The organism is Haloarcula sp. HT12 (assembly GCF_055271655.1).
Genome location: NZ_JBUXKW010000005.1, coordinates 206,456 through 219,244 on the forward strand (window position 1 = coordinate 206,456; position 12,789 = coordinate 219,244).

The 12,789-nt window shown below is 66.2% G+C and carries 13 protein-coding genes; 3 read left to right on the top strand and 10 right to left on the bottom strand.

Annotation, left to right across the window (positions count from 1 at the left end; all coding sequences use genetic code 11):
• Positions 1-15: 15 nt before the first annotated feature.
• Complete coding sequence (pdxS, locus tag ACY9XZ_RS17405; RefSeq protein ID WP_463458294.1) at positions 16-924, bottom strand: pyridoxal 5'-phosphate synthase lyase subunit PdxS; 909 nt, start codon at positions 922-924, stop codon at positions 16-18.
• 111 nt (positions 925-1,035) lie between these two features.
• Here pdxS and ACY9XZ_RS17410 point away from each other — a divergent pair, with 111 nt between their 5' ends.
• Complete coding sequence (locus tag ACY9XZ_RS17410; protein ID WP_463458295.1) at positions 1,036-1,803, top strand: DUF1405 domain-containing protein; 768 nt, start codon at positions 1,036-1,038, stop codon at positions 1,801-1,803.
• Positions 1,804-1,834: 31 nt separating this feature from the next.
• Here the strand turns inward: ACY9XZ_RS17410 and ACY9XZ_RS17415 are convergent, their stop codons facing one another.
• From ACY9XZ_RS17415 to ACY9XZ_RS17445, 7 genes are all read right to left on the bottom strand, one after another.
• Entirely contained in the window at positions 1,835-2,011 is a 177-nt protein-coding gene (locus ACY9XZ_RS17415) for a hypothetical protein (protein ID WP_463458296.1), read from the bottom strand.
• 96 nt (positions 2,012-2,107) lie between these two features.
• The gene (locus ACY9XZ_RS17420) at positions 2,108-4,780 is read right to left on the bottom strand and encodes a valine--tRNA ligase (protein WP_463458297.1); all 2,673 of its coding nucleotides are present in this window, start codon (positions 4,778-4,780) and stop codon (positions 2,108-2,110) included.
• Positions 4,781-5,004: 224 nt separating this feature from the next.
• Positions 5,005-5,922: an HFX_2341 family transcriptional regulator gene (locus ACY9XZ_RS17425; RefSeq protein ID WP_463458298.1), complete on the bottom strand. Its 918-nt coding sequence runs from the start codon at positions 5,920-5,922 to the stop codon at positions 5,005-5,007.
• Between the two features lie 71 nt (positions 5,923-5,993).
• Positions 5,994-6,422: a YgaP family membrane protein gene (locus ACY9XZ_RS17430; protein WP_463458299.1), complete on the bottom strand. Its 429-nt coding sequence runs from the start codon at positions 6,420-6,422 to the stop codon at positions 5,994-5,996.
• Positions 6,423-6,521: 99 nt separating this feature from the next.
• Positions 6,522-8,048 carry a sodium:solute symporter family protein gene (locus ACY9XZ_RS17435; RefSeq protein WP_463458300.1) on the bottom strand — a complete coding sequence of 509 codons (1,527 nt, stop codon included), beginning with the start codon at positions 8,046-8,048 and terminating at the stop codon, positions 6,522-6,524.
• 1 nt (position 8,049) lies between these two features.
• On the bottom strand, positions 8,050-8,259 hold the full coding sequence (locus ACY9XZ_RS17440; RefSeq protein WP_463458301.1) for a DUF3311 domain-containing protein: 210 nt from the start codon (positions 8,257-8,259) through the stop codon (positions 8,050-8,052).
• 103 nt (positions 8,260-8,362) lie between these two features.
• On the bottom strand, positions 8,363-8,707 hold the full coding sequence (locus ACY9XZ_RS17445) for a tRNA-binding protein (protein WP_463458302.1): 345 nt from the start codon (positions 8,705-8,707) through the stop codon (positions 8,363-8,365).
• Positions 8,708-8,758: 51 nt separating this feature from the next.
• Here ACY9XZ_RS17445 and ACY9XZ_RS17450 point away from each other — a divergent pair, with 51 nt between their 5' ends.
• Positions 8,759-9,469 (top strand): sugar phosphate isomerase/epimerase family protein, encoded by a 711-nt coding sequence (locus ACY9XZ_RS17450; protein WP_463458303.1) that lies wholly within the window; start codon positions 8,759-8,761, stop codon positions 9,467-9,469.
• A gap of 181 nt (positions 9,470-9,650) precedes the next feature.
• Positions 9,651-10,985 (top strand): DNA primase DnaG, encoded by a 1,335-nt coding sequence (gene dnaG, locus ACY9XZ_RS17455; RefSeq protein ID WP_463458304.1) that lies wholly within the window; start codon positions 9,651-9,653, stop codon positions 10,983-10,985.
• Here dnaG and ACY9XZ_RS17460 read toward each other — a convergent pair.
• Both ACY9XZ_RS17460 and ACY9XZ_RS17465 read right to left on the bottom strand, forming a co-directional pair.
• Complete coding sequence (locus ACY9XZ_RS17460) at positions 10,982-11,398, bottom strand: GNAT family N-acetyltransferase (protein ID WP_463458305.1); 417 nt, start codon at positions 11,396-11,398, stop codon at positions 10,982-10,984. The two genes, dnaG and ACY9XZ_RS17460, sit on opposite strands and share 4 nt — an antisense overlap.
• Complete coding sequence (locus tag ACY9XZ_RS17465) at positions 11,395-12,753, bottom strand: DUF92 domain-containing protein (protein WP_463458306.1); 1,359 nt, start codon at positions 12,751-12,753, stop codon at positions 11,395-11,397. The genes ACY9XZ_RS17460 and ACY9XZ_RS17465 overlap by 4 nt, the downstream gene beginning before the upstream one ends.
• Between the last annotated feature and the right edge of the window lie 36 nt (positions 12,754-12,789).

The window sequence follows — 12,789 nt, forward strand, 5'->3', positions numbered from 1 at the left end:
TGGTCGCGGTCCCGGTTAGACGCCGCGGCCCTGCAGCTGCTCTTCCTCGTCTAAGTCCGCGTTGGCCTGCCCCTTCATGCCTTTGCCGGGGTTCTTCGCGATCTCTTTGAGCTGTTCGGGGTCGTCGTAGTTGTTGACCGCTGCGACGATGGATTCGCCCATCGCCTGGGGGTTCTCCGCGCCGAAGATGCCCGAGCCGACGAAGATACCGTCACAACCGTGTTGCATCATGAGCGCGGCGTCGGCGGGCGTCGCGATGCCGCCGGCCGCGAAGTTGACGACCGGGAGTCGACCGCGGTCCGCCGTCTCGTGGACGAGCCGCCGGGGTGCGCCGTGCTCGCGGGCCCACTCGTCGCGCTCTTCGTAAGCCATCCCTTCGAGCATCCCGATGGAGCGCTGGATGTTCCGCTGGTGGGTGACGGCCTGGTTCACGTCGCCAGTGCCCGCTTCGCCTTTCGTCCGAATCATCGCCGCGCCCTCGTCGATACGGCGCAGGGCCTCGGCCAGGTTCCGCGCCCCGCAGACGAATGGCGCGGTGAACTCGCGCTTGTCGATGTGGTAGCGGTCGTCTGCCTGGGTCAGGACCTCGCTTTCGTCGACCATGTCCGCGCCGGCGGCTTCCAGAATCTGGGCCTCGGCGGTGTGGCCGATGCGGGCCTTCCCCATCACCGGGATCGACACTTCCTCGATGATCTCTTCGAGCTTACCGGGGTCGGCCATGCGGGCGACACCGCCCCGCTTGCGGATGTCGGCCGGCACCGACTCCAGGTGCATCACGGCGACCGCGCCGGCGTCCTCGGCGATGCGGGCCTGCTCGCGGGTGACGACGTCCATGATGACGCCGCCCTTCTGCATCTTCGCGAAGCCGCGCTTGACGAGGTCAGTCCCGCGGCGGAGGTCCTCTAGGTCGGTCTCTTCAGTCATTGTCCAGACTTAGTGCTGGATTCACTTAACGCGTGTCCTTTCGGGGGACAGAACCGCCCTGTAGCGCCCGTAACCACTACCGTTTTCATCGCGTCGCCCCACGCCATCGACATGGCTACTGACGAGGGCGTCGGCGGGCGCATCGACGCGGCTGTCGCACGGGTGTTCGGCCGGCGGCTCCCCGACGCCGAGGGGCTGCCACGCTACGTCGCACCGCTGCCCGAGTGGCTTGAGAACGTCGGGCTCCGACTGGCCTGGCCCATCGCGCTCGTCAATCTGGTCGGGACGCTGTTCGGCTTCTGGTACTACGCCGGCCGGCCGCTGAACGCTGCCCCGCCGCTCGTAGAGGGCCAGCTTGGCGCGGCCCCGCTTGCCGCCTACCCGTTGATTCCGGACTCGCCCGTCGCGACGATGTTCATCGGGCTCTCGCTGGTGGCCTGGCGGCTCGACTGGAACGCCGAGTGGCTCCACATGCTCGGCTTCTTCGGCTGCATCAAGCTCGGCCTGTGGACGCCGTACGTCCAGCTCGTCCTCAACGGCCCCGGCGGGATACCGCTGTGGCTCTACTGGTTCCTGGTCCTGAGCCACCTCGCGATGGCGCTGGAGGCGTTTCTCATCCACCGCTACGCGAGCTTTTCGGTCGCGTCCGTCGCTGTCGCCGTCGGTTGGTACGGCTTCAACGACGTGGTAGACTACTTCGTCCCGGTTCTCGACGGGCCACACCACACCTGGCTGCGGGCCGAACCGATTGTCGCCGGCGGGTTCGACCACACGGTGCTGGCCCACGACCTCGCGGCGGGCTGGGCGGTCGTGTTGACGCTCATGGCGACGTTTCTCGCACTGGCCACGCGCATAGAGAAAGTGAAGCGGCAAGCGTGAACCCCGAACTCGGTTACTCCACCGTTCGCGTTCAGGTCGTGAATCCGTCCTCGGCCTCGCGCTCTTTGAGGACCCACTCCAATTCCTCGATAGCGCGCAAGATGGCGACCTCGGCTTCGTCTTCCATCTCGGTCGACGGCGGGTCGTGTTTGTCGTACTCCGCTTGCAGCGCCTCGATACGGTCCCGAATGGCCTCCTCCGTTCGCATGGTTCAAACCACCGGCCCCGCAGGTCTTGATGCTACTGGTCGCGGCGATGGGTGCGACCCGATAGGACTGCCGGATGTCGGACAAACGCGGCGAGCTTACCGAACGACGACGACGGCGCTTTCGGTTTCGGTCATCTCGCCCTCGCCGGAGTAGGTCCGGGACTCCTCGACGGTGAACATCTCGTCGCCGAGTTCGACGCCGGCGACCCGTAGCGTGTCGCCGTCGATCTCGTAGTCGCCCTCTTCGATAGCGGCGTCGATAGCGCCGACTTCGCTGCCGAACTCGGGACCGACGATGGAGTAGTCGAGGTCGATGCCGCTGACCTCGGTTGTGATGTCCGGGGCCTCGTCGTAGGTGTCCAGCTGGGCGACGTGCATCGCCTCTGCGACGGCGTCCTCGAAGCCGGCGATGTGGCCGAACACCTCGACGTGGTCGAGGTCGGCGTTCAGCGGCAGGCCGTTCTCGGTCTTGTACCGTCGGAGCGCGGAGACGACCTCCATCGCCGTCTCGCCCGCTTCGAGGTCGGCGTCGTATCCGCCCGCGGTCGGCCAGTCCGTCGTGTGGATGGAGCTATCCTCGCTGTAGCACCGCTCCCACAGCTCCTCCGTGATGTGCGGGAGGAACGGCGCGAACAGCTGGAGGAAGGTCCGATGCGCCTGCAGAAGCGTGAACTCCGTCGAGGCATCGCCACCGTCGCTGAGTCGCTGCTTGGCGATTTCGAGGTAGTCGTCACAGAACGTGTTCCAGAAGAACGAGCGGAGTTCGTTCCGGGCCTTCGAGAACTCGTAGTCCTCGAACTTCGCCGTGACCGATTCGACGGTCGCGTCCAGTTCGGCCAGCAACCACTCGTCGACCGCCGCCAACTCCGCTGGCTCGTCAGGCTGCTCCCCGGGCGTGAGCTGGTCGACCAGCCGCGAGGCGTTCCAGAGCTTCTGGAGCAGCCGTTCGCCGGCCTCCAGATCGCCTTCCTTGTACGGGAAGTCGTCGCCAATTGAGGTGCCGGCGGCCCAGTAGCGCGTGGCGTCGACTGGGAACTCTTCGAGCACCTCGCTGGGCGGGATGACGTTGCCCTTGGACTTGGACATCGCCTCGCGGTTCTCGTCTAACACCATCCCGTTTATCATCACGTTCTCGAAGGGCACCTCGCCGGTGTGCTCGTAGCACTTGACGACGGTGTGGAACAGCCAGAAGGAGATGATGTCGTGGCCCTGCGGGCGCAGGTCGAAGGGGTACAGTTCGGGGTTGTCCCACGCAAACTCCTCGGCATCGCTGTCCCAGTCCCACCCGGCATTCACGAGCGGCGTCAGCGACGAGGTCGCCCACGTGTCGAAGACGTCCTCCTCGGGCGTGAACGTGTCGTGGCCACAGTCCGGACAGCCGTCGACCGGCGGGTCGTCGGCCAGCGGGTCGACCGGACACTGCTCGGGCTCGGCCAGCACCGGCTCGCCGCAGTCGTCGCAGTACCACACCGGAATCGGGATGCCCGAATCGCGCTGGCGGGAGATACACCAGTCCCACTCCAGCCCCTCGATCCAGTGCTCGTAGCGGGTGAACATCTTCTCGGGGTACCACTCCATCTCGCGCCCGGCCTCGATGTACTCCTCCTTCTTGTCCAGCAGCTCGATGTACCACTGCTCGGTGACGAGGTACTCGACTTCTTCCTCACAGCGCTCGTGAACTTGCACGGTGTGGTCGTGGTCGCGGCTCTCCAGCAACGACCCTTCCTCGTCGAGGTCCTCGATGATTGCCTCGCGGGCCTCGGTGGTGTGCATCCCCTCGTAGTCGCCGGCGAGGTCGGTCATCGTCGCGGACTCGTCGATAGCGAGCCGGAGCGGCAGGTCGTGGGCCTGGTACCACTCGATGTCGTTCTGGTCGCCGAACGTACAGCACATGACGATACCGCTGCCGGTCTCCATGTCGACGCGCTCGTCTGCGATGATGGGGACCTCCTGCTCGAAGATCGGTACCCGCGCGGAGCCGCCGACGAGGTGCTGGTTCTCGTCGTCGTCGGGGTGGACGAAGACGGCGACACACGCCGGCAGCAGTTCGGGTCGGGTCGTCGAGATGGTGAACGTCGCGCCTTCGTCGGCCGCTCCCTCACCCGTCTCGACGAGGTCGAAGGCGATGTCGTTGAACTTCGTGTGCTTGTCCTTGTCCTCCTGCTCGACCTGCGAAATCGCGGTTTCGCAGTCCGGACACCAGATGGTCGGCGCGCGCTGGCGGTACTCCCGGCCCTGCTCGTAGAGGTCGAGGAAGGACAACTGTGAGACCCGCTGGACGTCCGGCGCGATGGTCTTGTAGGTATTGTCCCAGTCGATCGAGATCGCGAGCGACTGGACGTCCTCGGTGAACTCGTCCTCGTACTCGGTACAGACTGTACGACATTTTTCCTGGAACTCCCGCCGGGAGAAATCCTGGTGGCGGATACCGAGTTCGCGCTCGGTGAGGCGCTCCGAGGCGATACCGTTGTCGTCGTAGCCGAAGGGGAAATACACCGTGTCGTCGGCCATACGGTGGTAGCGGGCGACGAAGTCCTGCAGCGTGAACTGGTAGAGGTGGCCCATGTGGAGGTTGCCCGACACCGTCGGCGGCGGCGTGTCGATGGTAAAGCGGGTGTCGGCGTCCCCGTCGTAGGCGTAGGTCTTGTCCGCGACCCAGCGGTCCTGCCACTCCGGCTCTACCTCGCGGGGGTCGTACTCCCCGTCGAGGGCGTTCTCCGATTCGTCTGCGGTCGATTCGTCCTGCGGTGGGTCCTGTGTGTCACTCATATTCAAACTGTGGGCGTCGCGCCCGGATCGCGTCGGGGTGTCGCGCGGTCATCAGCGGTGCGTGCGTCGAGGGGTAGGGGTGGTGTGGGGCGTGGGGGCCCCTACACCGACGGGGGCGAGAACCAGCGTTCGGGAGAGTCGACGCACCATCTGTGTAGTAGTCTGCCAACGGCAGGATTAACGACTTCGGTTTTCGCCGACCGTCGGTGGCACCGTCCCACGCGCTACGGCAGGTCCGGTTCGCGGTGCTCGCGGTCCTCGGCGCTGTGGGCACGAACCCACAGCTGTCCGATGCGGGAGAGGGTCGTCCGGTAGGATTTCCCGTGTTCCTCCTGCTCGATGTACCCCTTCCCGCCGGGGCCGAGCCGGTCGACGTTGTAGATGACCTTCGAGCGGAACGAGTCGGTGTACTCCTCGCCCATGTCCCGGGCCAGCTGCTGGGCCAGTTCGGAGACGGACTCGAACTCGCCGTGTTCGCCCAGGGTGAAGAGGATGACCTCCTCGAAGGGCTTGACGTTCGAGAAGGAGGCGACCGGGAGTTCGACGATGTGGGAGCCGTCGATCTCCTTCGCGCCGATGGTCGTCCCGCGCTCGTCGAACTCCGCCAGCAGGTCCCGGGCGGTTTCGAGCCGCTCGTCGACGCGCTCGTCGACTTCTTCGCCAGTACGCATGTCCTCCAGCATGTCGATCTGCCTGCGCAGTTCCTCCGCGAGTTCGGTTTCGAGGTACTTCTCGGGAACCGTGTAGTAGGTGTGGATGCGGTCCCGGTCGCCCTCGCGTTCGACCATGATCGAGTGGGCCGCGGTCGCAAAGGCAAAGGAGACGGTCCGGGGCATCGCGGAGACGTTGACCCACACCTCGCTGCCCGCGTCGAGTTCGGCGTTGATGAGCTCGAAGGCCTGCTCGAAGGCCTCGTCGTAATCGTACACGTCGGCGACGACGAACCGCTCGGTCTCAGCCCCGAGCAGGTTCTGGTAGTCCTTTTCGAGTTTCTCGGCGAGGTTGCGCGAGTACTCGACGTTGGCCTCGCTGCCGACCGCGCCCTCGAGCAGGATGACGCGGTCCACGTCGAGTTGCTCGCGCACGAGCGGCGCGATCAGCCGGTCGTAGTCGAACCCGACCGGGACGATGTGGGTCTGCATACCTGAGGGGTGGGGCGGCGGTTATAAAAAGAACCAGACTCGGTCCGCCGGGTGTGCCCCACCGGAGGGCGTTACTCGCAGCTTTCGTGGACGATAGCGCCCTCGTCGTTCGGTCCGCGGCGTTCCCCGGGAACGATGGGGTTCTCACAGACGGCGCAGGTCAGTTTGCCGTTGGCGTGGACGGTGGAGGCCTCGGTGTCGTCAGACGAGGTAAAGTCCACACTCACGTCCGCCGACTCGTCGGTCGTCGGCTCGTCGTCCGCGTCGCTCGGGGCAAACACGTCGTCGTCATCGGCCGTCGTGTCGATATCGAGCGTGTCGTTGAACCCACAGTAGCCCGTCGAGGCGTTGAATCCCAGGGAGAGCGCGCCGACACCGGCCAGTAGGCCGCGCTTACGCTTCCCGCTACGAAGCCAGCGCAGGGAGACGATTGTCAGGACGACTGCAAGCACCGCTCGGATCAGGCGGTCGCGACCGCCGACGTTTTTGTCGGAGTCCATATCGGTACATGGGCCTGGATGCTTTTGTAGGTTTACATGTCCACCGGTGGCCCTCCGGTGGTTGCCGCGCTGAAAGGGCGGCATGCGAGACGACGCGTCTCAGTCGCTTTCGACCCCGGAGACGGCGTAGGCCGTGCGGTTCTCGGTCGTGCCGGGGGCGGTCACCAGCGAGACGGCGACCGTCAGAACGAGACCGACGAGGATGCCCACGACGCCGGGCGTCCAGCCGATGTACGTCGCCGGAAGAGCAACGTCGAGGCCGAGCAGCCCCGCTAGTGTCCCAATGACAGGGAAGACGTGCAGGCCGTAGAACACCTGGCTGCCGATCACGCCGGCGTACATCCCCGTGCGCGTGGTCCCTTGCCAGTACAGTGCCAGCGCGACCGGAACGGTCAGCTGGGCGAAGCCGCTAAAGGCGGTGTCGCCGATCTGGACCAGCGTTCCCGGCGTGTAGAGGCTCGCGACGAACGAGAGGGTGGCGAAGGCGACGACGCCGACGCGGGCGACGAGCGCCTCGCGGCGGTCGGTCTGCTGGTCGCTGGCGTCGCCGCGGCCGGTCAGGGGCCGGTAGAGGTCCCGCGTGAGGTACGACGACCCCGACAGCAGCATCGAGTCGCTGGAGGACATCATCGCGGCCATCGCGCCGGCGATGACCAGCGCGGTGAACCACGTCGGCGTGTACTCGCCCAGCAGCGCGGGGATGACGTTGCCGCCCTCCGGAACCGTGATGCCGAGGCCGGCCGCCCACGCGCCCAGCATGAACGCCGGGACGAACAGGAGGAGGACCAGCACCGGCCAGAGCGCGAACGTCCGCTTGAGCACTTTTTTGGAGCCGGCGGCGAAGAAGCGCTGATTGATCTGCGGGAACATCGTCACGCCGAAGGCGATGCTGACCGCGGTCGAGATGATGTACTGCGGCGTGTAGAGGCCGCCGCCGAGGCCGACGAAAGCGGGCTCTTCGGACGCCAGTAGCGCCGTCGCTTCGCCCGCGCCGCCGACCGCCGAGAGGACCCACGCGACGGCGACCCAGATGAGCGAGAGCATGAAGAGTCCCTGGAGCGTGTCCGTCCAGGCGACGCCGCGCATCCCCGAGAGCGTGACGTAGGCGATCATGAACAGCGTGATACCGCCGGCCCCGACCCAGAACGGAACTGCGCCGTTCGTGAGGCCGACGATGGCCTGGCCGGCCCCTTTCTGCTGGAGCATCACGTACGGGAACAGCCAGAAGAGGCTCACGGCGGCGACGACGACCCGTAGCGCCGTCGACCCGAACCGGTCGCCCAGCATCTCGCCCAGCGTGACGTAGCCGTGGCGCTTGCCGACCAGCCACTGCTTGTACCCCAGCACGTACCAGAGGACAGCAAAGATGATACCGTCCATCAGCCCCATCACGAGAATCCACTCGGGGCCGGCGCTGAACGCGAGGTTCGGGCCGCCGAAGAACGTGAAGGCAGACAGCAGCGTCGCAAACGTCGTGAACAGCAGGACGACCGTCCCGAGCGTCCGACTCGCGAGGTAGTAGTCCTCGGCGGTCCGGTCGGTCAGCCGATACGCGACCACACCGACCGCGAGCGCGACGACCATGTACGCGCCGACGATACCCAGTTGGAGCGCGGTGTCGGCCATCTCAGCCCACCTCCTCGACGCCGAGGCCCCAGTCAGTGCGCGCGAAGACGGCGAAGACGACGCTCGCGAGCGCCATCCACCCGATGTGCCACCACAACCACACCGGAAGCCCCGCAGCGATTGCGCTGCTGTCCCAGAGGAACCACGGCACCGCCAGTGCCATCAACACGAGCGCGACGACTGCCCATCCGACGGCCCTGCCCGTACTCATATTACGACAGGCTAGCCGCTGCGGGTACTAATGGGTAACGAACCTTCACTGTGTCTCGTTGAAGAACAATCGTCTTCAATACGTCCGCGTCACAGAATCGTCTTCAATACACTCGTGTCCCGGGTTCGACGTCGCGCTCGGGCGTCAAGTGGACGACGCCCTCCTCGCTGTCGACGCCGGTGACCAGACATTCGCTCTCGAAGCCGGCGATAGAGACCGTGCCGAGGTTGACGACGGCGACGACCTGCGACCCGAGCAGGTCCTCGGGGTCGTACACGTCTGTCAGTCCCGCGGCGGACTGGCGCGTCTCGTCGCCGAAATCCACGTCCAGTTTGTACACGTCCTTGCGGGCTTCGGGGAACGGTTCGACGTCGACGATCTCGCCGATACGCATCTCTACGTCTTCGAGGAACCGCGCGGGGTCGATCTCCGTCTCAGTGAATCCCATGCCCCCCGGTAGTACGTCCACTTATTTTATCGCAGCGTTCGGAGCGGGAGTATGCAAACGGCGATTCAGCTCTGGACGCTCCGGGACCTTCAACAGCCGCTTTCCGAAGTCCTCGACCGTGTCGCGGCCGCTGGCTACGACGGCGTGGAGTTCGCCGGCATCGGCGACCCGGGGGCGTCCCGGCACACGCTCGACGAGACGGGGCTCGGCATCGCCGGCGTCCACGTCCAACTGGAAGACCTGCAGTCCGATCCCCGCACCGTTGGCAATCAGGTCAGAATACTCGACGCCCCGTTCGTCGTTCTCCCGTATCTCGACGACGATCACTTCGCGACCGAGAGCGCGTTCGAGTCGACGGCGACGCTGCTTGGGATGCTCGCCGAAGACGTGGACCGACCGCTGTTGTATCACAACCACGACCACGAGTTCGTCCCGCTCGGCGGCGGCACCGCCTTCGACGCGCTTGTCGACCAGACCTCGATAGGCTTCGAGTTCGACGCCGGGTGGGCGCACGCGGCGGGCCAGGACCCCGTTGCGCTGCTCCAGCGACTCGACGGGCGCGTGCCCGTCGTCCACCTCAAAGACATGACAGCCGACGGGGAGCCGACCGCTCTCGGTGACGGCGTCGTCCCGCTTCAGGCCGTGGTCGACGCGGCCCGCGAGGCCGGGACTGAATGGCTCGTTTTCGAACACGACAACCCCGACGACCCACTCGATGCTATCGAGGCGGGTATCGACGGCATGCACCCGCTACTGGAGTGAGTGGCCGCCCCGCCGGCTGACAGCACTTCACAGCAGCTGTGTTGCATACAGTTCAACTACAGTAGGGTTTGTTCGTCTGCCGACTCGCGTGCGCAAGGTTATTCCGCTGTACTTCCCAACATCAGTATAGTGACAGCAGTCCGTCGAAACAGCGTTCGACGGGCTGGAAAACAGGACAATCATGCAAGACACGGCGAAATATCTGATACATGCCGACATCACGGCGGCGGGAGTTGTCGAACGTAGCGACGTCGTCGGCGCGGTGTTCGGCCAGACGGAAGGGCTACTCGGCGACGAACTGGACCTGCGAGATCTGCAGGACTCGAAGAAGGTCGGTCGCATCGACGTGGAAATACGCTCCGAAAGCGGGCAATCGTTCGGCGAGATCACGGTCGCGAGCGGTCTCGACAGAGTCGAAACGGCGATTCTCGCCGCGGCACTGGAGACCATCGAACAGGTGGGACCCTGTCGCGCCGAGATCGAAGTCTCCGAGATCGAGGACGTCCGGAGCGCCAAGCGCCGCGAAGTCGTCGAGCGCGCGACGGAACTCCTGAACGACTTCGAGGAGAAGTCGATCCGGACCGAAGACATCGTCGAGACGGTCAGACAGCAGGTCCGGGTCGCCGACGTGACCGACTACGAGGGGCTGCCGGCCGGCCCGCGGGTGGCCGATTCGGACGCGATTGTCGTCGTCGAAGGCCGCTCGGACGTGTTGCAGCTACTCAAATACGGGATCAAGAACGCCGTCGCGGTCGAGGGCACTGACGTTCCCGACGCCATTGCGGACCTGACGGCCGGGCGGACGGTGACCTCGTTCCTCGACGGTGACCGCGGCGGCGACCTCATCCTGAAGGAGCTCACCCAGGTCGGCGACGTGGACTACGTCGCCGTCACTCCCGGCGGCAAGTCCGTCGAGGACCTCTCCCGGAGCGAGGTGATGTCGGCGCTACGCGATAAGGTTCCCTACGAAACGGTTGCGAACGCGAAGAGCCTCGACAACATCCGCGAGGAGATGGCCCATCCCGAGGAGTCGACGACCGCCGACGGCGGCGCTGTGGCGGCCGCGGTATCGGAGGACACCGCCGACGGCCAGTCCGCTCCCGGTGGGCGAGCAGAGCCGTCCCGGACCGAGACGACCGATGGAGCGACGGCTGTGGACGACACTTCGGACGCGGCCGTCGCGGAGACCGCGATAGACGAGGGCGCGACTGAGGGCGGCGACGAACCGACCATCCCATCGCTCTCGGACCACATCGAAGCCGTCATCGAGCAACACAGCGGGACGGCCAGACTGGTAGACGAGGATGCAGCACTGCTCGCGGAGGGCGACGCCGAGAATGTCGTCTCGCTGCTTGAATCGGCCGAGGAGGTCCCCCGAACTGTCGTCATCGATGCCGACTGCACGCAGAAGCTCCTCGACGTCGCCGCCCAGCGCGGCGTCGGTGTCGTCGTCGCCGCCGGCCACGGCGAGTACGTCAAACAGCCGACGGCCGTGCAGGTCCGCATCGAGGGCTAAAGGTCCCGAGCGAGCAACACGCCGTCGCCGTCGTCGTAGTGATCGGGTAGTTCGTCGGCCACCGAGAACCCGAACCTATCGTAGAAGGAGCGCGCCCGTTCGTCGTCCGCCCGGGCCGTGAGCCTGACCGTCTCGAACCCGCCGGCCCGGAGCCGGTCGAGCAGCCCGTCCATCAGTGTCGTGCCGAGTCCCTGCCCCTGTTTTCCGGGTGCGATGGCGAACTCCGCAAGGTACGCGACCGGGTGGTCCGGAACCACAAGCGCGTAGCCGAGCGGCTCCCCGATGTCGAGTACCAGCACGAGCGGCGGGCCGTCGATTCCGACGCCGAGGAGTTCCGGCCACGGTTCGTCCAGCGCATCCGTCTGGATAGCTCGGAGACGAACCTCGTCTTCGGGGCGAGCCTCGCGGATCATAGGAGCCCGACGGCCAGCACGACGCCGGCTCCGGTCAGCGCGGCCGCCAGGGTCGCGAGCATGTTGACGCCCTGGTTGCCGACGACCGAGCCCTCGACGGTCGCGCCCAGCAGGCTGTCGACGGTCATGCCGACCAGCCCACACACGAGGATGACGCCGCCGCCGACCGTGCCGATGTCCTGGGTGAGTGCAGCGATGCCGGCGATGATGCCCGCGCCGACGGCCCCGGCGGCCACGCCCTGCCAGGTGACGCCGCCGTCGGTGCCCGGTTCGACGGGCCTGAGCGTCGTGATGAGCCGCGGATTGTCGTAGAGCCCGCCGAACTCACTGGAGAACGTGTCGGTCATCGCCGCGGCGACTGCTCCGGCGAAAGCATAGAAGAACAAAAGCGGGTCGACGGCGATGTGGCTCGGGCTCGCCGCCGCAGCGACGACGGCGAACAGCGCGACGATAGAGTTCGCGAGCACGTTCCCGCTCCCGCGTGCGCCCTCGTTTTCCTCGGCGATGCCGCGGTCCAGTTTCTCCTCGTAGCGGTACTTCGTCGAGAGACCACCGAGCCCGAAGAAGGTTATCAGCATGGCGAACCAGCCGAAGCCGCCGAGCACGATGGTCAAAAAGGAGAGGAGGACGCCGGTGAGCATTCCCGGGAGCGACGCGGTGTCGAGCGCGTAGGAGAGATAGCCAAGCAGTACTGTCACGGCCAGCGCGATCACGACACGCTGTGTCGTCACCGACGGGTCGAGTTCGAAAAACAGCCACAGCAGCAGTCCAACGGTGAGCATCACCAGCGGGTCGTCCCGCTCGAACAGCACCGAGCGAAGCAGTGCGGCGACAAAGGCACCGCTGGCGGCGAGAAACAGCACGAGCGGGAGATCCACAGCGGCCGCGCCCTCGCCGACGGCGGCCTGGATCTGCGTGCCGACGACCTGCCCCACGACGCCGGCGACGAAGCCGACGAGGACGAAGCCCGCGGTCGCGACGACCTCGTCAGCGCGGACGGTGTAGGCGAGGCGCTGGCCGAGGTTGCCGTAGGCGACGACGACGACGACGCCGACGAACACGGGCACCGGGAGGCTGAACCGGACCGCGAGCAGCGCGAGCCCGGCGGCGGCAAGCGAGAAGGCCGCCAGCCCGTACAGCTTCCCGTCCTCGTAGTCACCGGGGCGCGCGAACAGTTCGAACAGCGGCGAGTCCTGTCCGATAACCGTCACTGCGAGCGCGGCGACGAGGGCGAAGGGTGCGATAGCGGCGACAGTCGCGAGTTCGAGCGAGCCAAAGCCCGTTGCGGCCGGGACGACGACCGCGAGGGTCCCCACGGCGGCGAACGCGCCTGCCCGACGGACTGTGCCAGTCACGTCCCACCGGTATCCCCGAGAGGCACTTACCCTTTC

What these genes read in the sequence shown, in the direction of transcription:
- dnaG (WP_463458304.1), top strand. Translation starts at nt 9,651, where the DNA reads ATGCAAGACACGGCGAAATATCTGATACATGCCGACATCACGGCGGCG.
- ACY9XZ_RS17460 (WP_463458305.1), bottom strand. Translation starts at nt 11,398, where the DNA reads ATGATCCGCGAGGCTCGCCCCGAAGACGAGGTTCGTCTCCGAGCTATC.
- pdxS (WP_463458294.1), bottom strand. Translation starts at nt 924, where the DNA reads ATGACTGAAGAGACCGACCTAGAGGACCTCCGCCGCGGGACTGACCTC.
- ACY9XZ_RS17445 (WP_463458302.1), bottom strand. Translation starts at nt 8,707, where the DNA reads ATGGGATTCACTGAGACGGAGATCGACCCCGCGCGGTTCCTCGAAGAC.
- ACY9XZ_RS17420 (WP_463458297.1), bottom strand. Translation starts at nt 4,780, where the DNA reads ATGAGTGACACACAGGACCCACCGCAGGACGAATCGACCGCAGACGAA.
- ACY9XZ_RS17440 (WP_463458301.1), bottom strand. Translation starts at nt 8,259, where the DNA reads ATGAGTACGGGCAGGGCCGTCGGATGGGCAGTCGTCGCGCTCGTGTTG.
- ACY9XZ_RS17450 (WP_463458303.1), top strand. Translation starts at nt 8,759, where the DNA reads ATGCAAACGGCGATTCAGCTCTGGACGCTCCGGGACCTTCAACAGCCG.
- ACY9XZ_RS17415 (WP_463458296.1), bottom strand. Translation starts at nt 2,011, where the DNA reads ATGCGAACGGAGGAGGCCATTCGGGACCGTATCGAGGCGCTGCAAGCG.
- ACY9XZ_RS17425 (WP_463458298.1), bottom strand. Translation starts at nt 5,922, where the DNA reads ATGCAGACCCACATCGTCCCGGTCGGGTTCGACTACGACCGGCTGATC.
- ACY9XZ_RS17435 (WP_463458300.1), bottom strand. Translation starts at nt 8,048, where the DNA reads ATGGCCGACACCGCGCTCCAACTGGGTATCGTCGGCGCGTACATGGTC.
- ACY9XZ_RS17410 (WP_463458295.1), top strand. Translation starts at nt 1,036, where the DNA reads ATGGCTACTGACGAGGGCGTCGGCGGGCGCATCGACGCGGCTGTCGCA.
- ACY9XZ_RS17430 (WP_463458299.1), bottom strand. Translation starts at nt 6,422, where the DNA reads ATGGACTCCGACAAAAACGTCGGCGGTCGCGACCGCCTGATCCGAGCG.